This window comes from Curtobacterium sp. MCLR17_039 (genome assembly GCF_003234745.1).
Classification (GTDB): domain Bacteria; phylum Actinomycetota; class Actinomycetes; order Actinomycetales; family Microbacteriaceae; genus Curtobacterium; species Curtobacterium flaccumfaciens.
The window spans coordinates 35279-60198 of the sequence record NZ_QKTF01000011.1; the positions used below are offsets into that span (position 1 = coordinate 35279).

General features: G+C 71.5%; 26 protein-coding genes and 1 tRNA gene. 16 read left to right on the forward strand and 11 right to left on the reverse strand.

Annotated features, from left to right (window positions below):
* Positions 1-68: 68 nt before the first annotated feature.
* Together DEJ00_RS13240 and DEJ00_RS13245 are read left to right on the forward strand one after the other, a co-directional pair.
* On the forward strand, positions 69-2240 hold the full coding sequence (locus tag DEJ00_RS13240; protein WP_146247972.1) for a hypothetical protein: 2172 nt from the start codon (positions 69-71) through the stop codon (positions 2238-2240).
* A 54-nt stretch (positions 2241-2294) separates the two neighbouring features.
* A tRNA-Val gene (locus DEJ00_RS13245) sits at positions 2295-2367 on the forward strand.
* A gap of 47 nt (positions 2368-2414) precedes the next feature.
* On the opposite strand, the gene DEJ00_RS13250 is transcribed toward DEJ00_RS13245, so the two are convergent.
* Positions 2415-2771, reverse strand: coding sequence for a putative quinol monooxygenase (locus DEJ00_RS13250; protein ID WP_110864707.1), 357 nt, complete (start codon positions 2769-2771; stop codon positions 2415-2417).
* A 172-nt stretch (positions 2772-2943) separates the two neighbouring features.
* Here DEJ00_RS13250 and DEJ00_RS13255 point away from each other — a divergent pair, with 172 nt between their 5' ends.
* Positions 2944-3876: an AraC family transcriptional regulator gene (locus tag DEJ00_RS13255; protein ID WP_111057660.1), complete on the forward strand. Its 933-nt coding sequence runs from the start codon at positions 2944-2946 to the stop codon at positions 3874-3876.
* Between the two features lie 8 nt (positions 3877-3884).
* Here DEJ00_RS13255 and DEJ00_RS13260 read toward each other — a convergent pair whose 3' ends face one another.
* On the reverse strand, positions 3885-4724 hold the full coding sequence (locus DEJ00_RS13260; protein WP_111057661.1) for a helix-turn-helix transcriptional regulator: 840 nt from the start codon (positions 4722-4724) through the stop codon (positions 3885-3887).
* A 100-nt stretch (positions 4725-4824) separates the two neighbouring features.
* On the opposite strand from DEJ00_RS13260, the gene DEJ00_RS13265 reads away from it, so the two are divergent.
* Positions 4825-5793 carry an SDR family NAD(P)-dependent oxidoreductase gene (locus tag DEJ00_RS13265; RefSeq protein WP_111057662.1) on the forward strand — a complete coding sequence of 323 codons (969 nt, stop codon included), beginning with the start codon at positions 4825-4827 and terminating at the stop codon, positions 5791-5793.
* Positions 5794-5880: 87 nt separating this feature from the next.
* On the opposite strand, the gene DEJ00_RS13270 is transcribed toward DEJ00_RS13265, so the two are convergent.
* Entirely contained in the window at positions 5881-6165 is a 285-nt protein-coding gene (locus DEJ00_RS13270) for a hypothetical protein (protein ID WP_146247973.1), read from the reverse strand.
* Positions 6166-6252: 87 nt separating this feature from the next.
* Entirely contained in the window at positions 6253-7035 is a 783-nt protein-coding gene (locus DEJ00_RS13275; RefSeq protein WP_181440184.1) for an NAD(P)-dependent oxidoreductase, read from the reverse strand.
* A 52-nt stretch (positions 7036-7087) separates the two neighbouring features.
* Here DEJ00_RS13275 and DEJ00_RS13280 point away from each other — a divergent pair, with 52 nt between their 5' ends.
* Entirely contained in the window at positions 7088-7570 is a 483-nt protein-coding gene (locus DEJ00_RS13280) for a MarR family winged helix-turn-helix transcriptional regulator (RefSeq protein ID WP_181440185.1), read from the forward strand.
* 15 nt (positions 7571-7585) lie between these two features.
* Here DEJ00_RS13280 and DEJ00_RS13285 read toward each other — a convergent pair whose 3' ends face one another.
* The gene (locus DEJ00_RS13285; RefSeq protein WP_111057665.1) at positions 7586-8740 is read right to left on the reverse strand and encodes an acyltransferase; all 1155 of its coding nucleotides are present in this window, start codon (positions 8738-8740) and stop codon (positions 7586-7588) included.
* A gap of 117 nt (positions 8741-8857) precedes the next feature.
* On the opposite strand from DEJ00_RS13285, the gene DEJ00_RS13290 reads away from it, so the two are divergent.
* The 6 genes from DEJ00_RS13290 to DEJ00_RS13315 all read left to right on the forward strand — a co-directional run bounded on the left by DEJ00_RS13290 (position 8858) and on the right by DEJ00_RS13315 (position 12942).
* Positions 8858-9544: a response regulator transcription factor gene (locus DEJ00_RS13290; RefSeq protein WP_111057736.1), complete on the forward strand. Its 687-nt coding sequence runs from the start codon at positions 8858-8860 to the stop codon at positions 9542-9544.
* Positions 9541-10704: a HAMP domain-containing sensor histidine kinase gene (locus DEJ00_RS13295; protein ID WP_111057666.1), complete on the forward strand. Its 1164-nt coding sequence runs from the start codon at positions 9541-9543 to the stop codon at positions 10702-10704. Before DEJ00_RS13290 ends, DEJ00_RS13295 begins: the two co-directional genes overlap by 4 nt.
* A gap of 10 nt (positions 10705-10714) precedes the next feature.
* On the forward strand, positions 10715-10957 hold the full coding sequence (locus tag DEJ00_RS13300; RefSeq protein ID WP_027465359.1) for a hypothetical protein: 243 nt from the start codon (positions 10715-10717) through the stop codon (positions 10955-10957).
* Between the two features lie 102 nt (positions 10958-11059).
* Complete coding sequence (locus tag DEJ00_RS13305) at positions 11060-11599, forward strand: GNAT family N-acetyltransferase (protein ID WP_111057667.1); 540 nt, start codon at positions 11060-11062, stop codon at positions 11597-11599.
* 89 nt (positions 11600-11688) lie between these two features.
* Positions 11689-12360 carry a hypothetical protein gene (locus DEJ00_RS13310; protein ID WP_111057668.1) on the forward strand — a complete coding sequence of 224 codons (672 nt, stop codon included), beginning with the start codon at positions 11689-11691 and terminating at the stop codon, positions 12358-12360.
* Between the two features lie 90 nt (positions 12361-12450).
* The gene (locus DEJ00_RS13315) at positions 12451-12942 is read left to right on the forward strand and encodes a hypothetical protein (RefSeq protein ID WP_111057669.1); all 492 of its coding nucleotides are present in this window, start codon (positions 12451-12453) and stop codon (positions 12940-12942) included.
* Between the two features lie 143 nt (positions 12943-13085).
* Here DEJ00_RS13315 and DEJ00_RS13320 read toward each other — a convergent pair whose 3' ends face one another.
* A complete protein-coding gene (locus DEJ00_RS13320) occupies positions 13086-15257 on the reverse strand; it encodes a phosphocholine-specific phospholipase C (RefSeq protein WP_111057670.1) in 2172 nt (723 codons plus the stop codon).
* Positions 15258-15497: 240 nt separating this feature from the next.
* Between DEJ00_RS13320 and DEJ00_RS13325 the strand changes: the two genes are divergently transcribed.
* Positions 15498-16253 (forward strand): GntR family transcriptional regulator, encoded by a 756-nt coding sequence (locus DEJ00_RS13325; protein ID WP_181440186.1) that lies wholly within the window; start codon positions 15498-15500, stop codon positions 16251-16253.
* Positions 16254-16337: 84 nt separating this feature from the next.
* Here the strand turns inward: DEJ00_RS13325 and DEJ00_RS13330 are convergent, their stop codons facing one another.
* The 5 genes from DEJ00_RS13330 to DEJ00_RS13350 form a co-directional block, all read right to left on the reverse strand.
* The gene (locus DEJ00_RS13330; RefSeq protein ID WP_111057672.1) at positions 16338-17672 is read right to left on the reverse strand and encodes a glycosyltransferase; all 1335 of its coding nucleotides are present in this window, start codon (positions 17670-17672) and stop codon (positions 16338-16340) included.
* A gap of 220 nt (positions 17673-17892) precedes the next feature.
* Entirely contained in the window at positions 17893-18645 is a 753-nt protein-coding gene (locus DEJ00_RS13335) for an ABC transporter permease (RefSeq protein ID WP_027465364.1), read from the reverse strand.
* 44 nt (positions 18646-18689) lie between these two features.
* Positions 18690-19454: a hypothetical protein gene (locus DEJ00_RS13340; protein WP_258373687.1), complete on the reverse strand. Its 765-nt coding sequence runs from the start codon at positions 19452-19454 to the stop codon at positions 18690-18692.
* Complete coding sequence (locus tag DEJ00_RS13345; protein ID WP_111057673.1) at positions 19451-20122, reverse strand: DedA family protein; 672 nt, start codon at positions 20120-20122, stop codon at positions 19451-19453. The genes DEJ00_RS13340 and DEJ00_RS13345 overlap by 4 nt, the downstream gene beginning before the upstream one ends.
* 56 nt (positions 20123-20178) lie before the next feature.
* A complete protein-coding gene (locus DEJ00_RS13350) occupies positions 20179-20973 on the reverse strand; it encodes a hypothetical protein (RefSeq protein ID WP_111057674.1) in 795 nt (264 codons plus the stop codon).
* Between the two features lie 135 nt (positions 20974-21108).
* Here DEJ00_RS13350 and DEJ00_RS13355 point away from each other — a divergent pair, with 135 nt between their 5' ends.
* From DEJ00_RS13355 to DEJ00_RS13370, 4 genes are all read left to right on the forward strand, one after another.
* Positions 21109-22191: a HAMP domain-containing sensor histidine kinase gene (locus DEJ00_RS13355; RefSeq protein WP_181440187.1), complete on the forward strand. Its 1083-nt coding sequence runs from the start codon at positions 21109-21111 to the stop codon at positions 22189-22191.
* Positions 22192-22196: 5 nt separating this feature from the next.
* Positions 22197-22856 (forward strand): response regulator transcription factor, encoded by a 660-nt coding sequence (locus DEJ00_RS13360; RefSeq protein ID WP_231495656.1) that lies wholly within the window; start codon positions 22197-22199, stop codon positions 22854-22856.
* Between the two features lie 101 nt (positions 22857-22957).
* Complete coding sequence (locus DEJ00_RS13365) at positions 22958-23638, forward strand: hypothetical protein (RefSeq protein ID WP_111057676.1); 681 nt, start codon at positions 22958-22960, stop codon at positions 23636-23638.
* Between the two features lie 205 nt (positions 23639-23843).
* Complete coding sequence (locus DEJ00_RS13370; RefSeq protein WP_146247975.1) at positions 23844-24830, forward strand: endonuclease/exonuclease/phosphatase family protein; 987 nt, start codon at positions 23844-23846, stop codon at positions 24828-24830.
* Positions 24831-24920: the final 90 nt, after the last annotated feature.

Genomic DNA, 24920 nt, shown 5'->3' on the forward strand with positions numbered 1-24920 from the left:
CGGGGACGGGTGTCGCCAGCGCGGGACGGACCGAGACCGCGGTGCGGCGGCAGTACGGTCCGCCACCCGTGCCGTTGATCGCGTGGAGCGGGGGCCGCGCGGTGCTCGCCTTCGTCGTGCCGTTCGCTGCCGGGCTGCTGCTGGCCGGGGTGGTGCTGCTGCTCGGCGTCCCTGGTGGTCGAGTCGCCCTGGTGAACGGTACGTTCGTGGCGCTCGACGGGGCCGGGGTACCCGTGGCCCTGCTCGCCGTGGGCACGGTCATCGCGGCGCTCGGGCTCGGTTTCGGGGTGACCGCAACCACCGTGGTCATGCTCGCGGCCGCAGACGACGCGGTGGCGGGGCCGCGCGACGCCTGGCGGTGGTCGGTCCACCACCGGTGGCTCGTCGCCGAAGCCGCTCTCGTCGCGTTGGTGGCGGTGGCGGCGGGGACAGTCACCGCTGTGTCGTGGCGGGCAGGTGGATGGGGCGCCCTCGTGATCGTCGTGCTGCTGCTGGTCGGTGCCGTCATCGCGGCGCCCCTGCTGCTCGGCTGGGCGTTGCTCGTGGCCGGTGTGCCCCGTCGATCGGCGTTCCGTCGCGCCTGGGGATCTGGTCGGGTCGTCGTCCGCGGTGGGCACGAGGCGACGGCGACGCCGCGTCGCGCGCTCGTCGGGGGAGTGACACTGACGACGGTGCTCGGGGTCGGCGTCCTGCTGCTGCTGCGCCTGTTGCCGCCGTCCGCGCTCCGGAGCAGCGTCATCGTCGCCTGGTGCTGCATGGCCGCGACCGGACTGGTGCTGCTCGTCGTCGCGATCGCGGTGCGCGGCGCCGCAACGCGGAACGAAGGCGGTCGGCTTCGGTCACCGCTGGCGGCGGACTCGGCGGCCGGGGAACGACGGGCGAGTCCCGGCCTCATTGGAGCAGCGGCGTTGCTCGTGCCGGCGGTGGTGTTCGCGGTGGTCGTCTCGAGTAATCCGCTCGCCGTTGTGCAGTACGACGCCGCGTCGGTCGATGCGCGCGGCCTGCTCGGCGGCGACATCGCGGACGTCGGAGGCCGGACGGCGGTCGTGAGCACGCCGTCGACACCGCCCAGCCGTCTGCGGATGTGTGGGGATGCGTCGTGCGACACCCCCGTGGAGATGCCCGGCCTGACCGGCGGCTCCGCGATCGGGAGCGCCGGCGACGGCGGGCTGCTCACTGCCCATTGGAAGGTGCGGTTCGAGGACGAGGTCGCGCAGCAGTACGAGCTCGAAGTCGTGCACTCACGCGCGGACCAACTCGATGCGGCGCCGAAGTCGGACGGTGCCGCCTGGCCCGCGGGGAGACGGGCGGAGAAGCGCGACTCCGCCGACGAGGCACCGGCCGTGGATCGCCCCGAAGGGCGTCGCACCACGGTCGCCGCCGTCGACATCGTTGAGACCGACCGGGACCGCGTCAGCTACTGGATGACCGACGTCGCAGTCGCGAGTTCCGGCGACCGGCCGGTCGTGGTCGGGATCGCCCGCGGCGGTGAACCGGAAGGACGCTCGCACCTGGTCGCCGTGTTCTGCGAGGACGTGTCCTGCGTCGAACACACGGTTCGGCAGGTGGCGTTGCCGTGGATCCCGCCGCTGGACCACCAGGGCGTGGACGTCGCCGTCGCGCCGGACGGCACCGCGGTGGTCTCGCTGGTGTCGGAGACCGACGCTCGTTCGCCGACCTTCACCGCCCTTCGGCTGGTGTCGTTCAGCCCGGACGGTGGTCAGCCCGTCGTCCGCGACCTGTCGCACGCGATCCCGCCGGGGGAGCCGGTCCGGGAGTGGGACGAGGCGTACGACGCGCGGGTGGCGATCGGCGGCGACGGGAACCCGGTCGTGCTCGCGCGGTCGAACGGTGTCTCGACCCAACGGCTGACGTTCTGCGCGGATGCGTCGTGCTCGTCTTCGTCGCACACGGACATCACGCCGAAGGGGCCGACGAACCTGCTTCCGGCGTTCGTCATCGACCGATCGGGGCGGCCACTCGTCGCGGTCCGTGACGAGGAACGCGGCACTCTGGGACTGCTCTCGTGCCGTGACGCGCGGTGCACCAAATCCGAGCAGACGACGATCGCCCGGTTCCCGCCGGTGCAGGACGAACGGTCGGGCACCAGCACGCTGGCGATCGGCCTCAGCGCCGACGACACCCCCATCGTGCTGTCGGGGGGCGTGTCGGAGGACCGGGACGAGGACGTGCAAGGACTCGTGATCCGCTGCGACCGACCCCGGTGCGGGGTGTCGTGACGTGCCCACTTGGTTCGACGACGATCGAGCGCCGACGCCCTAGGATCGTGGTGAGGGCCTTTAGCTCAGCTGGTAGAGCGCCACGTTTACACCGTGGATGTCGTCGGTTCGATCCCGGCAGGGCCCACCGAGTCACCGCTGGCCGGTCTCCCAGCGGGACCGGCCAGCGGTCAGTCAGTCGCTGAGGGGCGACAGCCATTCGGCTTCGAGGTCGCCTTCGACGAGGTCCGCGAGCTTGCCGAAGTAGTCCTGCATGTGCGGCTGCTGCACGTGGCGCGCGATGTCCGCCCCGGAGGACCACCGCTCGTAGAACGCGAACGCCCCGGGCTGCTCCTTGGTGGTGTGCACCGAGTACTGCTCGTAGCCGTGCTCGGATCGCACCGCGGGGATGATCGCGCGGATCGCGTCTTCGAGTTCCTGCTCCTTGCCGGCCCGGGCGCGGGCGAACCCGTAGACGGCCACCGGGGTCGTCGAGGCCAGGACGTCAGCGGGCATCAGGCCATCGGGGACGGTGTCTTCGGTCGTGCTCATGGTGACTGCTTCCTTCGTGTCGTTGCCGTCCCGAACGAGTGCTCGGGACGTCGCCAACGCTAGGAGCGGCCGGTGGGACGTTCAATGACCCTGAGGACCAGGTTCATGTCCGCGAGGACCATCCGGAATCGTTCCCTGGTCCATCCGGGAAGTCCGGCGTACATTCGTCGAAGTGGACGTCCTCTCCGAAGTGCTCGACGTCTCCGGAGTCCGAGGGAGTGCCGGCGCCCGGATCGCGGCCGCCGGAGACTGGGGCGTGGAGTGGGTCCGGGATCGCGACGCCGTCGTCTACGCGGTCACTGCCGGTGTCGCCTACCTGACGGTCGAGGGCGGGGCTCCAAGGCTCATGACGACGGGCGACGTCGTCGTCCTCACCACCGGCGCCGCCCATGCGCTCTCCAGTGCGCCCGGCGTCGGCATCCACTCCTGCGACGTCGCGGCCGCCGACGAGGCACGCCGCGGTGGTGGCCTCCTGCGCCTGGGTCACGGGGACGAGCAGACGCAGATCCTGGGCGCTTCGTACTCGCACGACCCCGCTGGATCCACACCGGTCTTCGCCCTGCTTCCTCCGGTGATCCACCTCCGAGCACAGCAGCTCGACGCGAGCCTCGCGGACATCGTCCGACTCATCGGGCACGAACTCGCTCGTCCCGGCCTCGCGACCCACCTCGTCCTCGATCGTCTCGTCGACGTCCTCCTCGTCGCGATCCTGCGGACCTGGCTCGCCTCCTCGCCAGAACCCGGCGCCTCGTGGTGGGGAGTCCTCCGCGACCCGCTCCTGATGCGGGCTGTCACGAGGATCCACGAGGCTCCCGGTCACCCCTGGACGACCGAGGCGCTCGCACGTGACATCGCGACGTCGAAGCAGACGCTGGTGCGCCGCTTCCGGACGTTCGCAGGCACCACGCCGGGGGAGTACCTCACCCGCTGGAGGATGGACCTCGCAGCGCGTCGACTCCGTGACACCGACGACGGCCTCCAGAAGATCGCCGCCGACGTCGGGTACACCTCCGTCTACGCATTCAGCCGAGCGTTCAGTCGTGAACGGTCGCTCCCGCCCGGGCGGTACCGAACGGTCGCCCGCGCAGGTGAGCGCCCCGATTGACGGGAGCACTACTCGCTGATCGTCGATGTGCTCGCCGCGCCCATGGAGAGCAGGATCAGCGCGCGCGCCGTTGCAGAGCCGGCCTCGCAGCCGTAGACGACGAGCTGCAGGCCGGGTGACCCCTCGACGGCGAAGGTGTGTGCGTCGAACTCCAGTCGCCCGACCTCCCCGTGCGCGAACTGCTTCGCGGTGGTCGTCTTGCGCCGTACCCGTTGCGTGCTCCACCGTTCGGCGAACTCCGGGCTGGCGTCGTTCACTCCCGCGATGAGACGGAGGAGGCGCGGGTCGCTCCCGAACTCCGCTGTCGCCGCCCGCAGGCTCGCGACGGTTGCGTCGGCGGCGCGGGCCCAGTCGGCGTGGAAGTGCCGCGCCGTCGGGTCGAGGAAGGTCATCCGCACGAGGTTGTCGAACCGTCCGAAGGGTGCGTACACCGCACGGGCCAGGGCGTTCGCGGCGAGGACCTCGTGCGCGGGGTCGATCACGAAGGCGGGGTGTGTCGACCACGAGTCCAGCAGCTGCCCGAGAGCCGGCGTCACCGACGTCGCCACGCGGGGGACTCGCGGGGAAGCAACCAGTCCTGCCAACGCGAACAGGTGGGCGCGCTCGTCGCCCTCGAGCTCGAGCCCGTCGGCGATGCCCTCGAGCACGGCGGCTCCGGGGCTCACCTCCCGCCCTTGCTCGAGGCGTGTGTAGTAGTCGACGCTGACGCCACCCAGCACCGCGAGTTCCTCGCGGCGGAGCCCGGGAACCCGGCGGACACCTCCGCCTGGCAGTCCGAGCGACTCCGGGGCGAGGCGGCCGCGGACGGCGCGCAGGTACGCGGCGAGGGTGAGGTCGTCGGCGGGCACGGGACCAGGGTAGGTGGCAGGAGTTCCGTCTCCCTGGTCCTGCCGCACCCCGGCAGGACAGGGCGATGGTCCGGGACTGCGCGGCGTCGAGGCTGGGAGCATGGACACCAGCAGCGCATCCCAGCCCGTTCACCCCTACCTCGGCCTCTGGGTCACCGCCGATGGTCGCATCCGCCACGAGCTGCGGCCCGACGGCCGCTACGTGGAGGCCCGAGGTGACCGTGAGGCGGCCTACGTGGGCACCTACGAGGTCGACGGAGACCACATCGACTACCGAGACGACACCGGCTTCACCGCGGACGGCGACTTCAGGGACGACGTCCTGCACCACGCCGGCATGGTGCTGCACCGACGGAAGGTCGTCCTCGTGACGGGCGCCTCGAGTGGCATCGGTCGCGCGACGGCGATCCGCCTCGCCGCGGCCGGCCACCCCGTCGTGCTCGGGGCCCGGCGCACCGACCGGCTCGACGAGCTCGTCACCGAGATCGAGGGGGCGGGCGGTACGGCGATGGCAGTGCCGCTCGACGTCACCGCCCTCGCCTCGGTGCAGGAGTTCGCGGTTGCTGCCCGGGCACGCTTCGGGCGGATCGACGTGCTCGTCGCGAACGCTGGCGCGATGCCGCTGTCACCCCTCGCCGCGGGCCTCGTCGACGAGTGGGACAGGATGATCGACGTCAACGTCCGCGGCCTCCTCCACAGCATCACGGCGACCCTACCCACCATGCTCGCGCAGGGCACCGGCCACGTCGTGACGATCGCATCCGTCGGCGCCTACGACGTCTCGCCCTCCGCTGCCGTCTACTGCGGCACGAAGTTCGCAGCACGGGCGATCACCGAGGGGCTGCGCCAGGAGTCACCGCGTGGAATCCGTGTCACCACTGTGTCGCCCGGAGTCACCGAGTCCGAGCTCGCCGCAACGATCACCGACGCCGCCGCCGCAGCGATGGTCGTCTACCGTGCCGAGTCGATCTCCGCCGACGCGATCGCCCGCGCCGTCTCCTACGCGGTGGCCGAGCGACCCGATGTCGACGTGAACGAGATCGTCGTGCGGCCTGCGGCCCAGCGTTGAGTTGCTCCGCAGTGTCGCAGCGAGCCGCCGGGCGAGGCTCGACGCGTGGCCGTCACCACGGGAGGGCCATGTCTCGATCGGCGATCCTCATCGAACGCGAGAGGCTCGGCGTGCCCGGTGGGTAAGGGTGACCGCGGCGAGAGCGAGGACGACCGCTGCGGCTGCGGCAAGCCTGCCCACCTGCCGCGCAGCGAGCGCCGACTCGTACTGCCGTTTCGTCAGGACCACGTCGGTGCCTTCCGGGGTGGGCCAGAAGAACACCGGCGCAACCTGGCCGGCCTCGACGGTCGCTCCGACGCAGATCACGAGTGCAACAGCGCTCAGCGCGATGAGGCCGATCGCCCACCGGCGTGAAGCTGTTCGACGCGTCATGGGATCACCGTAGCGGGACGCCATCGTGGCCCCAGCATCGTGCTGAACGCTCGGTCACGTGCCTGACGACGCCGGTGTGATCCGCGCTCAGGGACGCCAGTCGGTCAGCTGGAGCTCCGGGAAGGCAGCCAGCAGCGCGGTGGGATCGCCAGGAGTGACCGGGTTGGCGAGGAGGTCGTCGATCGCTGGCGGGAGATCATCCCGCCGGGTCGTGGGAGTCGGGCCGCCGTGGGCGATGTCGACCCACTCCTGCATCGTGTGCTGCTGGGGCCCGACGAGGTCGAACACGCCACTCGGTGCACCGGGCCGGGTCGCGAGCAGGATCGCCTTGACGACGTCGTCAATGTGGATCGGACGGAAAACCTGGGAGCCGTCCCCGGCGATCGGGACCGGATCGCCGTCCGTGCCGCCACGCACCATGAAGTCGAACGGCTGGGGGTTGTCTCGGCCGCCGACGATCGCGCTGATGCGGAACACGGTGGCGTTCATCGGGGCGAGGATCTCTTCCGCCATGCCCTTGGCGCGCTCGTACCAGTTCTCGGCGGAGGAGTCCGCGCCGAGTTGGGAGAGGTAGACGATGCGGGTGCCTTCGCTGACCGAATCCGCGACCAGGCGGGTGGTCTCGACCGTGCCGGCGAGGTAGTCCTCCCAGTGCGGCGCGCCGAAGTTGCCGGCGAGGTGCGCAACGGCGTCGACCTGGCCGAGGGCGGTCTCGGCGGCAGTCGACGTCGTCCAGTCCGTGATCACCGTGGCGGCATCGACCCGGCCACTCCGGCGAACGAGCGCGATGGCGTCTCCGTGCAGTTCGGCGAGCATCTGCTGACCAGTGCGACTGTTCGCGCCGGTGATGGCGAGGCGAGGGAGATTCATGTGCGATGTCATCATGTGCTACAGCATATGCCTGCTGTGGGAGGATCGGGGGATGGATGACCTCGAACGACTGGGATTGCTGACGAAGGCTGTCTCGCGGGAGTCGGACAGGCGCCTGACCGAGCTCCTCAAACCGCTCGGCGTGACGCCCAGCCAGGCGGAGGTCCTGCAACTCCTCGATCAGCACGGACCGATGTCGTTGGGAGAGCTCGGCGGGCTGGTGCTCTTCGAAGGCGGGCACCCGAGCAGGCTCGTCGACCGCATGGTCACGGCGGGGATGGTCGATCGTCAGGAAAGTGCGGATGATCGGCGCCGGATCCATCTCAGTTGCACGCCTGCGGGACGGCAGCTCGCCGCGGCGGCCACTGCGGCGAAGGAACAGTTCCGGGTCTGGCTCCGTGCGCAGCTGGAGGGTGTCGAACTCACACCAGCCATGGACGCCCTCGGAGCCGTCCTCGTCGGCACGTCGATGCAGGGGACCGTATCGTCGCGTGCAGCACGTTCGCTCGTCCGTTCCGACAGCACCCAGACCTGATCCAGGCACGAGCGGTCACTGTCTCGACGGGGTCGTGGCGATGCTGGTGGGGACGCTTGGGGAGCTGATGCCAGCGCGTGCCGCGCCGTTCCTGAGGCCGTGCAGCAGGAGTCGGCGCGCCGGCACCTCGACCGCGTCGTGCAGCACGGTCGCGACGGCCAGCGCGACCACCAACGCGAGCAGGGTCAGGAGGGCGCTGGTCAGGCCTCCGGCGGGACCCTGGGGTCGGAAGCGCAGCACGGCGTCGATCGTCAGGAGATGGACGAGGTAGAACGCGAACGACCTGGTCCCCAGGCGCACCAGCAGCGGAGACGACAGGCCGGTGGAGCGTCCTTCGGCGTCCGCCCTGGCGAGCGCGGGCAGGAGCAGAGAGAACCCCACCACCGTGCAGCCGGTCAGCGCGAAGCCCGAGGTGGGATGCAGGTCTGCGGCGAGGAGTCCTGCGACCGTCAGCAGGACGGGGACCGTGAGTCGTGGTCCACGCCAGGCCCCCGAGCGCACCAGGGCAGCGGTCAGGACGCCGAGCAGGAACTCGGGGAACCGTGCCGGGGGCCAGCTCGCCGGGACGGGAGAACCCGGGAGGTGCGGCACGAGCACCGGTGCGGCCAGGACGAGGACGGCTGCGAGCACGGCGAGGGCCGCGAGCACGGCAGGGTGAGCGCGTCGGAGCGGCCGGATGAGGAACGGGAACGTCAGGTAGAAGAACGCTTCGCAGGCCAGGGACCACGACACCGGGTTCCCGGCTTGCCACCACGGGGCGTGCCAGGCGTTGACGAGCAGGACGTTCGCCACGAGGGCTGCCGGCGACGTCGTCCGGATGCTCGGCATCAGTGTCGCTCCCACGACGATCGCGGCGAGGACGGCGACCAGGTGCAGCGGCCAGATCCGCGCGGCACGGCGGCACCAGAAGTGCAGTGCTGCTCGTAGCGGTCCTGCGCGGTCCCCGTCCGTGCGGTCCGACCAGGCCAGCACGAAGCCGGAGAGCATGAAGAACAGCGAGACGCCGGTGTCCCCGCTGCCGACCACAGCGCTCAGGGTCGTCTGCGTGTTCCCGTCGAAGTACCCGAGGTTCCGCACGTGGTAGGCGAAGACCCCGAACGCAGCGACCCAGCGCAGGCCGGTCAACGACGGCAGGACAGGGGTCTCGAGCGCGGGGTCGGTTCTGGACATGCCCTCATCGGAACAGTCGGCACGTCAGCCGAGCGTCTGGTCGAGCGCATACGCTCCGCATACATCCGATCTGCTGTGCTGACCGGGTCCGGATCGGCCGGGGCAGCGAGGAGCGACGTGCGGGTACTGGTGGTGGAGGACGAGCCGTTCCTGGCGGAGGCGATCCGCGCTGGCCTGCGGCTCGAAGCGATCGCCGCCGACACGGTGGGCGACGGCTTCACCGCGCTCGATCAGCTGGCCGTCCATGCGTACGACGTGGTCGTGCTCGACCGGGACATCCCCGGTCTGCACGGCGACGAGGTCTGTGCCCGGATCGTCGCTGACCCGGAAGCGCCGAGCGTCCTCATGTTGACGGCGTCGACGACACTCGCGGAGCGGGTCCACGGCCTCCAGCTCGGGGCCGACGACTACCTGGGCAAGCCCTTCGACTTCGAGGAGCTCGTGGCACGGCTCCGCGCGCTCAACCGGCGAGCACGTCGCGCGGTCGCGCCGGTCCTCGAGACGGCTGGCCTCCGGCTCGACCCCTTCCGACGTGAGGCCTACCGCGACGGACGCTACCTGCGCCTGGGGCGGAAGGAGTTCGCGGTCCTCGAGGTCCTGCTGCGTGCGGACGGCGGCGTCGTGAGTGCCGAGCAACTGCTCGAACAGGTCTGGGACGAGCATGCTGACCCGTTCACCAACGCGGTCCGGCTGACCATCTCGACCCTGCGGAAGAAGCTCGGCAGTCCCGACGCCATTCGCACGCTGCCCGGTGTCGGGTACGCGATCGCACAGGGTCCTGCACGCGAGGGTCACGAAGCATGAGGATCCCCGCGCTGCACCGTCTGTCGATCCGGGCGCGGCTCACCCTGACCTACACGGCCCTGATCCTGCTCACCGGCGCCGTCATGCTCGCGGTCGTCTTCGCGGTCCTCGCCATCGTGCCCGGCTACGCGTTCACGGCAGGCCCGTTCCCCTACGGGTCGACGCACGACGTGTACGAGATCACCGGCCGCGACGACGTCCTCCGCCTCTTCGTCATCGTCTCGGTCCCGGCGCTGCTCGTGGTCGGGGGCATCGGTGGTGTCGTCAGCTGGCTCGTCGCGGGCAGACTCCTCCGCCCGCTGCGCGACATCATCACGACCGCCGACCGGCTCGGTGCCGGGACGCTGGACGCCCGCGTGGACGTCTCCGGGCCACCGGACGAGATCCGCGACGTCGGTGCGACGCTGAACCGGATGCTCGACCGCCTGGAGACCGCCTTCGTCAGTCGGTCGCGGTTCGCGGCGAACGCCTCGCACGAGCTCCGGACCCCGCTCGCCACGATGAAGACGATGCTCCAGGTCGCCCTCCGCACACCCGACGGTCCGGACCGGACGCAGACCCTCGAACGACTGCTCGTCACCACGGACCAGATGATCCGGATGACGACGGCGCTGCTCGACCTGGCACGGGGGGACGAACCCATCGACGCGCGCCCGGTGTCGCTCCGCGACGAGGTCGCGGCCGCGCTGCTGGCAGTGGACGCGGAACGCCTCGCCCGGCGGATCGTCGTGTCGGTCCAGCTCGACGACGTCGTCGTGCTGGGCAACCGACCGCTGCTCGGGCAACTCGTCGGCAACCTGATCCGCAACGCCGTGGTCCACAACGTCTCCGGCGGGAGCCTGCGGGTGGTCCTCGACGATCGGTCGTCCGAGCTCCGGGTCGAGAACGACGGCGAGGTGATCCAGACCGTCGAGGCGCACGAGCTGACGGAGCCGTTCCGCCGCCGCCATCGCACGCGGACGAACGGGAGCGGGCACGGACTCGGCCTGCCGCTCGTGGCGATGATCGCGACCGTGCACGGTGCAGAGCTGACCCTGACGCCGCGAGCTGCCGGCGGGTTGACCGCTTCGACCCGCTTCCCGGAACGGCAGCCACCAGATCCGGAAGGATCCAACCGATCGTCGCCCCGGGTCCTCGGCGATCACCCTGGCGTCCGGTAGCGTCAGCGCCATGACCGAGATGCAGCGACGCAGTCTGCTCGAACGGCTGATCGGCAAGCCCTTGCCGTGGCTCGTGTGGGTGTGGGCGGTCATCGCGCTGGTCTGGCTCGTCCTGGCCGTCGTCGAACCGTCACGGTTCCACACGCAGATGGCGGTCCTCTGGATCATCCTCGCCGCCGTGCAGATCGGCTCGGTGTCCTACGCCCGTGCGCAGGCGCGGAAGCGTGCTCGGAACGCAGGCGACGACTCGTAGCCGGCCCGACGCAGGCGCCCAGAGCACGCCCGCGCCCGGCCAGTGCATGAGCGTGCGCAGAGCTCGGCGAGAGGCCTGTGTGCTGCGTGAGAGCATGCGGTCGTGACAGACGAACCCCTGCTCGAGATCCGGTCGGCGTCCGAGACGGACGCGGCGTCCGTTGCTGCGGTCGTCGTCCGTGCGTACGCCAACGAACAGGGTTGGGTGAGCGACGCCGAGCTGGTCACCGGGGAGCGGACGAGCCCGGACCAGGTGCGTGCGATGATCCGTGCCCCGCGGTCGGTGGTGCTCGTCGCGGTCCACGACGCCACCATCGTCGCGACCTGTCACCTGCGGGCCTCCGACCGGGCGACGGCGCACCTCGGCATGCTCGCTGTGGACCCGGCGTGGCAGTCCCGAGGTATCTCCCGGCGGCTCCGGACCGCGGCGATCGCGTACGCCGAGGAAGCCTTGGCGTGCGAGTCCGTCGAGCTCGAGGTGCTCAGCGTGCACGAGGGACTGCGACGCGTGTACGAACGAAGCGGGTTCATCGCGACGGGGGAGACCCGACCGTTCCCGGCACACGTCGCTCGCGTCGCGGGGCTGCACTTCGTCGTGCTCCGGAGATCGCTCGGCGCGTCTGGACAGAACCCGGACGTGTGACCCGAGCGGCGCTCCGCCGCCGGGACCCGTAGGCTCCAGTCGGACCCACCGGTGCACGGGGCGCACGGCGGGATCCGAGGGGGAACCACATGTCCATCACATCCAGGATCACCACCGCGGGGACGGCGACCGTGATCGCCGTGATCGCACTCTCCGGCTGCGCCGGGACCGGCACCACGGCACCGGGAGCGGAGCGGGCCACACCGCGGTCATCGGCACCGACACCGGCACCGACGGATACGCCGACCGCACCGACCGCACCGACCGCGCCGGCCACCGCCGACTCCGCCACGAAGGACCTCACGTTCGAGGACGGCGCCGCGCTCTCGGCGAGCACGCTGCCCGCGTTCGGGCTCCAGGTCTCGGCGCTCGACGGCTGGGAGCAGACCGGCGAGGACCCGACCACCGGGTCGCGGGAGTACACGAACGCCGACGGCTCCGTGGCGACGATCACGCAGCAGCGGCTGACCGACCTCGACCCGACGATCGGGGACCGCGCCGCCACCGAGCAGCTGTTCACGGCCGCGGGGCTGCCGGCCGACCGGCTCGAGGAGCAGCTCCTGCCGACGATCACCGGCGGCACCGCGCAGTTCCTGTCGATCGCCGGGCACAACACGGACGGGTCCTGGTCGGCGACGGTCGCGCGTGCCTTCGCGAAGCCCGGAGCGGCGCTCATCGTGAAGGTCCGGACGACCTCGCAGGATGCGCTCCGTCCCGACCTGCACGACATCCTGGTCAACGCGCAGGTGGTCGTCGCCTAGCGAGCCGTCGAGCCGTCGAGCCGGTGAGACGGAGCGTCGCGTCGGGCCGCCGCGTCGGGGCGCTGCGACGGGTCCCTAGGCTGAGTCCTCGTGCGCCGCTCCGTCCGTCTCCTGACCGTCATCGTGATCGTCGCCCTGTTCGCCGTCGGGGTCCTTGCGGCGGTGGTGTTCATCCAGCGTGTGCTGGCGGATCCGGCGAGCGACGTCGCGTGGGTCGGCACCGTCCGGGCGATGGGGCTCATCGTCATCGGGGTCATGCTGACACTGCTCGGACGGCGAGGGCTGCCCGCGGCCGTCGACGCGGTCAACCTGCTCGCCGACGCCGGTCCGGTGCGGCCGCTCACGGTCGTGGTGTGGGTCGTCCTCGGTGCCACCATCTACTCGATCCTGCGCGGCTGGACGGTGATCGTCCCCGTCGCGGCCGTCGTCGGTGCGATCGTGGTGGCGTTGCCGTTCGTCGAACGCTTCCTGGACGCGGCGCTGGCCCGGCAGGCTGCGCGAGCCGACGCCGACGCCGACGCCGCTCACGCCGCGACACCGGTCGCACCGGTGGCACCCGCCGGGACCGCCGCCGACGCGTGAGACGACGAGCGAGACGGCACGCGGGACGGACGTGAGACGGTCACGAGACGGGACGGGAGGCCCGGTGCCAGCTGGCACCGGGCCTCCCGTTCGTCGTGGACGCGGCCTGACCGCCCCTGCCGACCCACGCGGGTCGGCCCGGGTCAGCGCTCCGCGCGTCCGGCGAAGCGGTACCGGAACCCGGGCACACCGTCCGCGGTGACGACCACGTCGTAGTACCCCCACTCGTCGAGCGGCCAGTGCATCGTCTTGTGCCCGGAGCCGTGGACGTGTGCGGTCTCGCGGTGCTCGACGAAGTCGTTGGCCAGGAGCACGAAGCGGAGCTCGGCCCCGCCGGTGTTCTCGAGCAGGAGCTGCAGGGTGCGCCGGCCGCGGGTGTCCCGGACGACCGAGACGTGCGGGACGCCGCCGGTCGCCCGACCACCGACAGCGACGGTGCCGGCGAAGCGACGGAGGAACCGGTCGGGTCCGTAGACGCTGACGTCGTAGGCACCGGCGGTCGTCGTGGTGTCCCATGCCCAGTCGGCGGTGGCGCCGACGGGGACGGTCTTCGGGTGGGCGGCGAACAGCATCGCGGTGTTCGGGTAGACCAGGAAGTTGACCCCCTGACGGCCGTCGTTCGCGAGCGTCACGGTGACCCGGCCGGTGCGGTGGTCGACGGTCGCGTCGGCGTGCTGCCGGTAGGGCAGGCTCCGGCGGCGGACGGTGCCGGGCTCCTGGACGGGCAGGGTCTGCGCACCGATCGCCGGTTCCTCGATGGGCGGCTTCGCCTGGTCGGCGTCGGCGGCCGCCACCAGCGCACGGGTCTGCTCGATGCCGGGAACGATGTCTGGGCCGGGGATGCTCGGGTCCGGCGCACTGAAGTCGAAGCAGCTCGTCAGGTCCCCGGAGACGGTCCGTCGCCAGTCGGAGATGTTCGGCTCGCGGACTCCTGTGACGTGCTCGAGGAACTGGATCACGGACGTGTGGTCCGCCACCTGCGAGTTGACCCACCCGCCACGGCTCCACGGCGACACCACGGTCATCGGCACGCGGGCACCCATGCCGATGGGCAGCCCGTCGACGTACTCGTCGGGTGTGCCGGGTTCGGCGAACGGGGGGACGACGTGGTCGAAGTACCCGTCGTTCTCGTCGTAGTTGACGAGCAGGACGGTCGAGGCCCAGGTGTCCGGGTTGCTGAAGAGCGCCTGCACGACGGCGTTCGTGTAGTGGGCCCCGTAGTCCGGGCTGGCCGCCGGGTGCTCGCTCCAGCCGTAGGGGGCGACGACGTACGACACGGTGGGCAGGCTGTTGGTCGCGCAGTCCTGCCCGAACTGGCTGAGCAGGTGGGTGACGTCGAGGCCCTTGCCCGAGTTCGGCTTCCACCCGTCGTGCAGCCCGGCACGCGCGGCGAGCTCCTGCTGGGCGGGGTCGGAGGACGCGAGCGCACGGTGGTACTGCTCGAACAGCCAGAGCGGGTTGTCGCCGTAGTCGCCGACGTACGGGTCGGCTGCGCTGTCGCCGACCTCGTCGTTGGCGTAGGTCTTCCAGGTGACGCCGGCCGCCTGCAGTCGTTCGGCGTAGGTGGTCCAGGCGAACACCGGTTCGTAGTCCGCCGGGTTGTCGGTCGCCGGTCCGCCCTGGGTGCCGCGGGGGTCGATGGTGCCGGACCACTGGTACAGGCGGTTCGGCGTGGTCGGACCGTTGAGCGAGCAGTGGTAGTCGTCGCAGACCGTGAAGGCGCCGGCGAGTGCGCGCTGGTAGGGGATGTCCTCGCTCGTGAAGTAGCCCATCGTCTGGGCGCTCTTCGCGTCGACCCACCGGTTCCAGGCACCGCCGTTCCAGGCGGTGTGCCCACCGCCCCAGGAGTGGTCGAGGCCGTCGGCGTTCTGCGCGTTGAACCGGGTGGTGTCGAGCCGGAACGGCAGCATCGCGCCACCGTCGGTGCGGGCCGCCGACGGCTGGTGGAAGACGTCGTGTCCGGTCGGCAGCTCGAGCGCCTGCTTGTCCGAGAACCCGCGGACCCCGGGCATCGTGCCGTAGTAGTGGTCGAAGGACCGGTTCTCCTGCATGAGCACGACGACGTGCTTCACGTCGGCGATCGTGCCGGTGGGGACGGCACGGGCGGTCGCGGCGCTGGCACGGTCGGCCGCGCCCGGACCGAAGGCGGAGCCGGCGGCGACACCGGCCATGATCGCGGCCGCGCCGCCGATCAGGACGGTCCGGCGACTGACTCCGGGTCGGACCGCGGCGGTGTACGCGGCGTCCGGTGTCAGCGGTGGTGCGGCGTCCAGGTTGACGTCGGGTGCGCCGTGTTCGGGCTTCCTCGTGCTCATCGCAGGCCTTCCAGGTCGGTGGGAGTGCGGGCGCTGCGGGGGAGGAGCGCCCGTCAGCATGACAACGAGGTGCGCTGAACCGTGCCTTGCCCGGTCGTGGCAGCGGGGTGAACGCGTCCGGTGGAGTCGGGATCGACCTGTCCAGGTGCGCCGCGGCTCGGCCCGGTGCTTCCGGGGTCGCTGCCACGAGAACCACGACGCACCTGGACAGCTCGGCTTGCTGCGGGGGAGAATCACCGGGTGCGACCACTGTTCCGGGACCTCGCCGAGGACCTCGCCGACCGGGTGCTCCGCGGTGAGTTCGACGACACCGGTGTCCTGCCGGCGGAGCACGACCTGGCGGCCGACTACGCCGTCGCCCGTGGCACCGTGCGGAACGCGCTCGGGCTGCTCCGCGACCGCCGGGTCCTGACGGCACGGGCCGGGTCCCGCTGGCGCGTCCGCACCACGTCGCTCGGCCACGACGCCGGCGCGCTCGAGTCCTTCGGTCAGCTGGCCAGGGCACGTGGGCACGAGCCCGGCGGTCGGGTCGTGGCGGTCGACGAACGGCCGGCCACCGTGCGTGAGCGGCGCCTCTTCCGCGCTGCGCACGACGAGCCCGTCCTGCACGTCGTGCGGGTGCGCTCCCTCGACGGTGTCGACGTCATGCTCGAGCGCACCGCCTACGCGCCGTGGGTCGCCGCCGTCATCCGGACGATCCCGGGCGGGCAGACGTCGGTGTCGGCGACCCTGGAGGACCGGTTCGGCATCCGGGTGGGCTCCGCCGTCACCACCGTGGACGCGCTGCTCGCGGACGACGCCGACGCCGCGCTCCTCGGGGTCCGGCCCGGCGCGGCGCTCCTGCAGGTGCGCCGGTCCAGCACCGCCGAGGACGGCCGCCCGCTCGAGGCGGGCGACGACCGGTACGTCGCCGGGACGGTGCCGCTCCGGATCCGGACGGCGTCCGCAACAGCACCGACACCGCTGACCGGCACCGGGCACGACGACGCGGGATGAGCCGGACGGAAGGCCCGGTGTCAGCTGGCACCGTGCCTCCCGTCCGTCTCGTTTCGACCGCACAGCGTGGGCCGGCAGGCGGGATCAGCGTCGCTGTGAGCCGTCCGCGGCGGCGGCGACGGCCGCCGCCAGCCCGGCCTCGATGACGTCCACGGGGTCGGGCAGGGTCGCGATCGACGCCGCGACCTGACGGCTGCGGGCGCGGTGGGTCGGCGAGGCGAGGACCTCGCGGACCGCTCGACGGATCGCCGCCGGCCGCGGCGTCCCGGAGCGCAGGTTCCGCCCGCACCCGGCCCACGCGACCCGGGCGGCGACCTCCGGCTTGTCCTCGGTCGACCCGGCGACCACGAGTGGCACGCCGTGCGCGAGGGCACGCTGCACCCCGCCGAACCCGCCGTTCGTGACGACGACGCTGCACCGCGGCAGGAGCTGGTCGTAGGGCAGGAAGGTCGCCCCCCGGGCGTTCGCGGGCAGCCCCGTGCCGAGCGCGCGTTCGACCTGGTCGACCGGGCGGCCACCGGTGGTGGCGACGACGAGGACGTCCTCGTCCGCCAGCGCGCGGAGCGTCGGCGCGATGAGCCGGCCGAGGTCGACGGTGTCGATCGTGCCCTGGGTCACGAGCACCACCGGGGTGTCGGTGTCCAGGTCGTCCCACCACCCGGGCAGGTCGGCCTCGGGTGTCGGCGCCGCGCGGGCCACGACCGGCCCGACGAACCGGACCGAGTCGGGGAGCTCGCGGCGCGGGTACTCGAGCTCCGCGACGCTCAGCTGGAACAGGGTGTCGAAGCAGCGGTAGGCGAAGTCGAAGGTCCCGGTCTGCGACGGCGGCGCCCCCACCTCGGCGAGCACGACGTCGACGGCCTGCTGCAGCGGCCGGGTGAGGACGGGGTGGATCGCCGCCGTGAGCAGGCGGTTGCGCACGCGCGCCAGCGGCCCGCGACCCGGCGAGAGCGCGGTGCCGAAGGGTGCGGCGTCGACGCTGGTGAGCGTCACCGGGGTGGTCGCGATCCCGAGCACGGGCAGGCGGTCGCCCGGCGGCAGCGCGAGGTACGGGGCGAGCCCGGTGAACGTCGCCTCGCCGAGCACCGCGTCGAACCGACTCGCTGCCAGCAGGGCCGTCAACGCGCGGTACTGGGAGGGGATCGGCCGCACGAACATCGCGATGATGCCCTCGCGGACGACGGCCACCCCGCGGGCCGCCGTGGCGTCGGCGAGCCGGTCCTGCAGCTCGGCGTCGTCGAAGTCGGCGTCGGCCGGCAGGGCCACGAAGCGGAGCCCGGCGCCGACGACGAGGTCGCGGTACTTGGACCCCGTCAGCACGGTGATCTCGTGGCCGCGCTCGGCGAGGTCGCGCCCCACGTCGACGAGGGGTGCGAGGTGGCCGTAGACGGGCGGGGCGCAGAGCAGGTACGAGGACACGGAGGCCGCTTCCGTCGGGGATGGCCGGACGTTCGGAGCGTAGGCGCGGCGAGCAGGCGCGTGGCGCGGCACGGACTGGGAGTGGGTGAGAGTCCTCGAGCACACGACGGCACACACGTCGGCGCATGGCTGACGTACTGCGTCTGCAGTAGTCGGGGCGCTCCCGCTGCAGTACCGCTCGCGCTCCGGACCGGCGCACGCTGCCGGCCTCGCGAAGCGGTCAGCGGGTCGTCTCGACGGCCGGCCTGGTCCGTACCGGGGCGAGCCAACGGGTCAGCAGCACGGCGGTGATGCTGCCGGTCGCCATGATCGCGGCGAGCACCACGATCTGGAAGCGCCCGGCCTCGAGCGGGGACACGCCACCGAACACGGCCCCCACGAATGCGCCGGGCAGGGTGACGAGCCCGGTCGTCCTCGTCTGGTCGACCGTCGGCACCAGGGCGGCACTCACGGCGCGTCGGACCAGGTCCGCGGTGGCGCGGCCGGGTGTCGCTCCGAGCGCGAGCCACCCCTCGACCTCGTCCCACCGATCGTCGACGAGTTCGCGGAAGCGACGACCGGCGATGGTCGCGATCGACATCGCGTTGCCGATGACGATGCCGCCGAGCGCAAGTGCGTAGCGGGGCGAGAGCGCGATGGCTCCGCTCCCGAAGACGACGACCGCGCTGACCAGGATGCCGGACGCCATCGCTCCGGCGACCGGCAGCACCATCGTCCGGAGGTCCCCGAGCCGACGGGCCGACGTGCACGTCGCCACGATGAACATCACCCCGAGCGCAAGACCGATCAGGACGGGCGATCGGATGACACCGGTGAGCACGAGGCTGACGGCAGCGAGCTGCAGGACACCTCGCGCGATCGCCGCTGCCGGAGCCCAGGGTGCCGACGCGCGAGCAGCGAGCAGGACGACGGTCGCCGTCGCGACGAGCGCAAGGACGCCGAGCACCGTGCGCACCAGGACGTCTTCGGTCATGTCAGCTGCTCGCTCATCTGGTGCACTGTACGGCCGGAACGGTGTCAGCCGTCAGTTGCCGTGCGTGGACCAGAACGTCGGCGGTCGCTCGTGATCGCGATGACGACGAGGATCGCGAGCATCGCGATCACGCTGACCATGCCGGTGCCGTAGCCGAGTCCACCTCGGAGCGGGGAGACGGCCAGCCAGTCCGCGACCGATGCGCCGAGCGGTCTGGTCAGGACGTACGCGGTCCAGAACGCCGCGACTGGGCCGAGGGTCCTCGTCCGCCGCAGCGCGACGACCACCGCCATCCCGCCCAGGAAGACGCCGGCACCGAGCAGGTACCCGAGGTGCAGCGTCGAGGCGATGAGGTCACCCGCCGCAGTGCCCATGGCGAACGTCACGATCACGGTTGCCCAGTAGAACCCCTGACGTCGGGTGGTGGTGACGGTGTGCACGTCGAGGGTCCCCTCCGTTCGTCGCCACGCGGCGAACACGATGACGAGGACTGCGAGGAACACCGGTGTGGAGACGAGGTAGGGAATCCCTGCCACCACGTGCGCGACGTCGGCGATCATCGTGCCGAAGACTGCGACCATCGCCACCGCCGACCAGTACTTCCACGGCGAGAACCGGCGAGACCGGAACTGGACAGCGAGCACCACGACGAACACGACCCCGGTGATCAGGACCGTGGGGGCCGGGGCGAAGCGGGTCACGAGCCGATCCGACAGCGCCTCACCCATCCCCGTGGTGAGGATCTTGATCACCCAGAACGACCCGGACGGTTCGGCGACCCGGTTCGGGAGTGTCCGAGTGCCGGTCACGCTCGTCCGTCGCTCGCCACGGGCTGCTCGTCCGGGCGGCTCCGGTCGGTCCGGCTGCTCGCTCGCTTTCGGACCACCCCGATCAGGATGGGCAGGATCGAGACGATGACGACGACGATCATGAGGACGTCGATGTTGTGCGCCACGAACGGGATCCCGCCGAGCAGCACCCCGACCACCGTGAGTCCGCAGGCCCAGCCCACCGCACCGACGACGTTCCACAGGATGAACCTGCGGTAGTGCATGTCCGCTGTTCCCGCCGCGAGCGGGACGTAGGTCCGGACCACCGGAACGAACCGACCGAGGACCAGGGAGAGCCCGCCCCACCGGGTGAAGAACGCTTCGGCCTCGTCCAACCGAGCGGTCGTGAGTACCCGTGCACCCGCACGGAAGAGCCGGCGGCCGAAGCGTCGACCGATCCAGTAGCCGACCTGGTCCCCGGCGACGGCAGCGATCGACGCGACGACCGCGACCTGCCATGGCGCGATGCCCAGTGCAGCGCTCGTGATCGCTGCGGTGACCAGGAGCGAATCACCGGGCAGGAACGGGAACAGCACCCCGGACTCGATGAAGATGAGGACTGCGATCCCCGCAAGGACGGCGGGGCCGAACGCGTGCAGGACGGATCCGGCGTCGAACAGGTGGACGGCGAGCGGGACGGTGAGCATCGTGGCCTTTCCGGCTGGGTGCGGGCGAAGGGGACTCGGTCAGCGGGACCGGGCGATCACGACGACAGCTGCTCGTGGGCGCCGGTCCGCACGCGTTCGTGGCGGCCGACGGAGATCCATGCGATGAGCGCTGCGATGACGGCGAGGAAGACGATGCTCGTGGTGATGGTCCCGATGCCGAGCCCGCCGTCGTGTGTCGGCTGGGAGAGCAGGTCCCCGGTCGACGCACCGAGCGGACGGGTGAGGATGTACGCGATCCAGAAGCAGGTGACGGCACCGCGACGGCCGATGAACCAGACGGCAGTGACTGCGGCGATCGCTGCGGCGAACAACAGCAGGGACGGCAGGTAGCCGAGGCCGGTCTGCTCGGCGATGAGGTCACCGGCCGCGGTGCCGAGCGCGAAGGTGAACAGGATCGCCAGCCAGTAGAACGCTTCCCGCCTGATGGTGTCGATCTCGTGGATCGAGAGCGTGCGCTCGGTCCGGTACCAGGCGATGAACACCACGGCGAGAGCGACCGCGAACACGGTCGTGCTCACACCCAGCGGAACGCCGAGCCCGTCGGTGAGGTTGTCAGTGATGCAGGTCCCGACGATGCTGATCAGCACGACCGTGACCCAGTAGGTGACCGGCCGGTAGGCCCGCGTCCGGAACTGCAGCACCAGGAACACGACGAGCACTGTGGCCATCACGGCCGTCGTCAGCGGGAGACCGAACCCGAGGGTGTCGCTGAGCAGATCGGCTGCGGTTTCACCGACGGTCGTGGCGAGGACCTTGATGATCCAGAACGACGGGGTCGGGTCGGGGACCTTGTTGCGCAGCGGGCGGGGCCTGGCGGTCAGATGGGTCATGGCGTGCTCCTCGTCGTGCCGTGGGCCTGCTGCCCGGTTCGGTTTGACGACGGTACGAAGGGGCCTGCAAGACTTCACCAAGAAATCCCGGTGGACCGATCTGGTCGGCTTCGCGGGAAGGGACGGAGCGACCGCATGATCGGCACCACATGGCATCGACTCGTCGATGCCGTTGCACGTTGGTCGCTCCGTCGCGAGCCGGACCAGGACGCGGATCGCCTCGCCTCTCGACGCTCGGTCATCGGGATCGCCGTGCGCGTCGCGGCAGTGTCAGCCGCGTTGGTCGTCGGGATCATCGCCCTGGTCGTCGCGTACGTGGTCTGGCAGCTCACCCCCGGCCAGCAGCGGGAGCAGGCCGGCCCGTTCGACGTGCACATCACCCTGGACACCGTCGATCTCACGGTCGCGATCGCAGGGGTCGGCGGGCTCGCGATCGTCTTCGCGGGAGTCGCGTCCTGGTTGATCGCGCGCCGCGCGGTCCGCCCGCTGACCGAGGCGCTGCGTGTGCAGCGGACCTTCGTCGCGGACGCCAGTCACGAACTGCGCACACCGCTCGCCGTCCTCCATGCCCGCGTGCAACGACTCCGCATGCAGACACCCGCCGACGATCCGCGCCGCGGCATCGTGGACGAGGTCACCGGCGACACGCGGATCCTGATCGACATCGTCGACGACCTCCTCGGAGCCGCTGCCGGGACACCCACCGAACCGGGCGTCACACGTCTGGAGGACGGGTTGGCGGTGCTCCGCCGCGACATGAGCGTGCTGGCCGCCGAACGGCAGGTGCGCCTCCGCGTGGCCGACCACAGCGCCACCGTGGCCCTGACGCCGACACAGCTGCACCGGTGTCTCGTCGCCCTCACCGACAACGCCATCGGCCACACCCCACCGGGCGGCACCGTCACCGTGACCACCACATCGGAGCCCGACCGAGTGTGCGTCCGCGTGCAGGACGACGGCACGGGCATCACCGGGATCGCGCCGGCGCGGGTGTTCGAACGTTTCGCGCACGGCACCGGCCCCGGCCCGGAACGCGCCGCGACGCGCACGGGGTACGGCATCGGGCTCGCGCTGGTCCGGGAGATCGCGGTCCGCGCCGGAGGAGCCGTCACCGTCGAGTCCACCGGCGATCAGGGAACGGTCTTCGCCCTCCGGATCCCGACACACCGCACACCGACGGACATCCCGACCACGACACGGACGATCGCGGAAGGATGAACGCCATGGGACAGCGGCTGCTCCTCGTCGAGGACGACCCCAGGCTCGGGCCGCTCGTCGCCGAGGTGCTCCGCGACGACTGGGACGTGGTCCTCGCGCCGGACGGTGAGCAGGCGCTCGTCGCGGCGGTGGAGCAGTACTTCGACGTCATGGTCGTCGATCGCCGGCTCCCCGGCATGGACGGCACCGAGTTCGTCGGCGCGATCCGGAGCCGACGGATCAGTACCCCGGTCCTCATGCTCACCGCACTCGGCGAACTCCGCGACCGCGTTTCCGGTCTGGACGCCGGAGCGAACGACTACCTCGTGAAGCCGTTCGAGTTCGACGAACTCGCCGCCAGACTCCGAGCCCTCACCCGGGACTACACCGGCACCGGGACGGGGGTGGAGATCGGAGGCTGGACCTTCTACCCCGACGACCACAGCATCCACTCGCCGTACTCCGGGCGGATCCTGCTCACCGAGAAGGAGAGCGCCCTCCTCCGGTTCCTCGCGGCGGAGCCAGCGCGCGCGTTCTCGCGGAAGCACCTGCTCTCCGCCGTGTTCGAGAACGGCGAGCAGGAGAACACCGTCGACACGTACGTGCACTACATCCGGCGGAAGACCGACCGGGACCTCATCACGACGATCCGCGGCACCGGCTACCAGCTCGGCACTCCGACCTGATCCTCCCGCCTCCGCTCCCAGCGGGGGGCACGAGCGAGTCGACGAACGATCGGCTCGCTGCGGGTCTTCGAGCATCGGCACCCGGACGCTAGGGTCGCTGCATGACCACACCCGCGGGGGCGAGTTCGGGCAACGGCTACTGGCGCGGCCAGATCGGGGCGACGGCCCTGTTCGGCGTCGGCATGGTGGCGTGCAGCGTGGTGCTCTTCCGGGTGGACCCCGACGAGCCGGGGCGAGCGGTCCTGCTCGCGTTCGGGGGCCTGCTCTTCCTCACCACGCTCGGTTGGGCGGTCGACGCCGCGACCCGCTCGGACCCCCGGCAGCGCGCGCTCTTCGCGTGGGCCATCGCCCAGCACGAGGCTGCGGGGCACGGCAACGACGGCCTCGCGCTGGCCGATGCGGCCCGCGCCCGCGACGGTGGGCTCGACGCCGAACGGATCCGGGCGCTGCAGGCGCTCCGCCCCGACAACCCGTACCCGGGCGGCCCACTCGGCGACGACTCGGACGGCGGGACCGCCGAGACCGCCGGGGCGAACCGGCTCGGGATCGCCCTGCTCGCGCTGTTCCTCGCGTTGACCGGGCTGTACAGCAGCTGCTGGCCGTCGGTGTTCGTGATCGGGTGGCCGTTCCAGTTCGTCGCGTCGATCCTGGCGGTGGTCGCGATCGTGCGGCCTGGCCGCGGGCGTCGGCTCGGTGTCGTCGCGGCGATCGTCTCGGTGCTCGGCACCCTCGTGACGGTCGGCATGCTCGGGTGGCGCGTGGTCGAGGCGAACGGCAGCTAGCTGCCCGCGGTCGCGCGCGGCCCGCGACGTGCGCGGTGACGGACTGGAGGCCCGGTGCCAGCTGGCACCGGGCCTCCAGTCCGGTGCCAGCCGGCCCACGGCGTGGGCGCCCCACGTTGCTGCCACTGCTGTGGCCCAGCAGGATCCTCAGCAGGCGGTCTCTGTTCACCGGCAGCCGCGGGTGGCCGTACGCGAGGATCCAGGGGTGTCTCGTCGTGCGGCTGCTGTCTCGACCACCGTGGTGGTCGCGACCCTGCTGGTCGGTATCGCCTTCGTCGCCGCTCCCTGGCTCGGTGTCGGGCGGGCTCCGGTGCTCGCCGCCGTGCTGCCGGCCCGGTCCCTCGTGACCGCAGGACTGGTCGCTGCCGGTCTCGCCCTGGTGCTCGTCGCCATCGTCCTGCGACGCACGCGAGCCGTGCGGCTGGTCGCTGCGTCGCTCGGGGCGGTCCTGCTCGTCGTCGCCGTGGCGAACACAGCGGTGCTCGGCGTGCGGGGATGGGACGTGCGGCCGGTCGACGGTGCCCGGGGTGCACTCCGGGTGTTCGAGTGGAACACCAACGGAGGACTCGTCGGTGCGCAGGGCATCGCCCGCGCGGCACTGACCGCACGGGCGGACGTCGTCGTGCTCCCCGACACGGGGGACCGACGGGTCGCCACCGCGGTGGCTCGGTGGATGGGGCAGCACGGTCGGCCGGTGCGGCTCTTCATGGGTGGTGCCGGCACGGAGGTGGCGGTGCTCGTCGGGGCCGACCGCGCGTCCGGCGCCTCGATGTCGCCCGGCGTCGATCCGGTGAAGACGATGACGGTGTCCGGGCCGTCGATCCCGACGATCGTCGCCGTGCACGCGCCGCAACCGATCGGGCGGGGCCTGGCTGGCTGGCGGACCGACCTGCGGTGGGTCGGCGAACAGTGCGGGCGCGGCGCTGACGTGGTCGTGTCCGGGGACTTCAACGGGTCGGTCGACAGCTTCGACGGTGGGGGTCTCGGTTTGTGCCGGGACGCCGCGTCGACCCTGCACGGCGCGGGGCTCGGTACGTGGCCGACGTGGCTCGATCCGCGGCTGGCGATGCCGATCGACCACACCCTGGTCAGTCCGTCGGCCGGAGTCGTCCGGTCGTGGAGCGTGCTGACGAGCCAGGACGAGTCCGGTGCTCGGCACCGCCCGACCCTGACGGTCGTCGGCGGCAGCTGACCCGGACGGCGGCCCCTGTTCCGGTGGGCGAGCGGCCCTGTTTCGGTGGGCGTGCGGCCCTGTTTCGGTGGGCGTGCGGCCCTGTTTCGG

What these genes read in the sequence shown, in the direction of transcription:
- DEJ00_RS13350 (WP_111057674.1), bottom strand. Translation starts at nt 20,973, where the DNA reads ATGACCCATCTGACCGCCAGGCCCCGCCCGCTGCGCAACAAGGTCCCC.
- DEJ00_RS13365 (WP_111057676.1), top strand. Translation starts at nt 22,958, where the DNA reads ATGACCACACCCGCGGGGGCGAGTTCGGGCAACGGCTACTGGCGCGGC.
- DEJ00_RS13355 (WP_181440187.1), top strand. Translation starts at nt 21,109, where the DNA reads ATGATCGGCACCACATGGCATCGACTCGTCGATGCCGTTGCACGTTGG.
- DEJ00_RS13280 (WP_181440185.1), top strand. Translation starts at nt 7,088, where the DNA reads ATGGATGACCTCGAACGACTGGGATTGCTGACGAAGGCTGTCTCGCGG.
- DEJ00_RS13295 (WP_111057666.1), top strand. Translation starts at nt 9,541, where the DNA reads ATGAGGATCCCCGCGCTGCACCGTCTGTCGATCCGGGCGCGGCTCACC.
- DEJ00_RS13345 (WP_111057673.1), bottom strand. Translation starts at nt 20,122, where the DNA reads ATGCTCACCGTCCCGCTCGCCGTCCACCTGTTCGACGCCGGATCCGTC.
- DEJ00_RS13285 (WP_111057665.1), bottom strand. Translation starts at nt 8,740, where the DNA reads ATGTCCAGAACCGACCCCGCGCTCGAGACCCCTGTCCTGCCGTCGTTG.
- DEJ00_RS13300 (WP_027465359.1), top strand. Translation starts at nt 10,715, where the DNA reads ATGACCGAGATGCAGCGACGCAGTCTGCTCGAACGGCTGATCGGCAAG.
- DEJ00_RS13270 (WP_146247973.1), bottom strand. Translation starts at nt 6,165, where the DNA reads ATGACGCGTCGAACAGCTTCACGCCGGTGGGCGATCGGCCTCATCGCG.
- DEJ00_RS13320 (WP_111057670.1), bottom strand. Translation starts at nt 15,257, where the DNA reads ATGAGCACGAGGAAGCCCGAACACGGCGCACCCGACGTCAACCTGGAC.
- DEJ00_RS13265 (WP_111057662.1), top strand. Translation starts at nt 4,825, where the DNA reads ATGGACACCAGCAGCGCATCCCAGCCCGTTCACCCCTACCTCGGCCTC.
- DEJ00_RS13275 (WP_181440184.1), bottom strand. Translation starts at nt 7,035, where the DNA reads ATGAATCTCCCTCGCCTCGCCATCACCGGCGCGAACAGTCGCACTGGT.
- DEJ00_RS13360 (WP_231495656.1), top strand. Translation starts at nt 22,197, where the DNA reads ATGGGACAGCGGCTGCTCCTCGTCGAGGACGACCCCAGGCTCGGGCCG.
- DEJ00_RS13335 (WP_027465364.1), bottom strand. Translation starts at nt 18,645, where the DNA reads ATGACCGAAGACGTCCTGGTGCGCACGGTGCTCGGCGTCCTTGCGCTC.
- DEJ00_RS13310 (WP_111057668.1), top strand. Translation starts at nt 11,689, where the DNA reads ATGTCCATCACATCCAGGATCACCACCGCGGGGACGGCGACCGTGATC.
- DEJ00_RS13250 (WP_110864707.1), bottom strand. Translation starts at nt 2,771, where the DNA reads ATGAGCACGACCGAAGACACCGTCCCCGATGGCCTGATGCCCGCTGAC.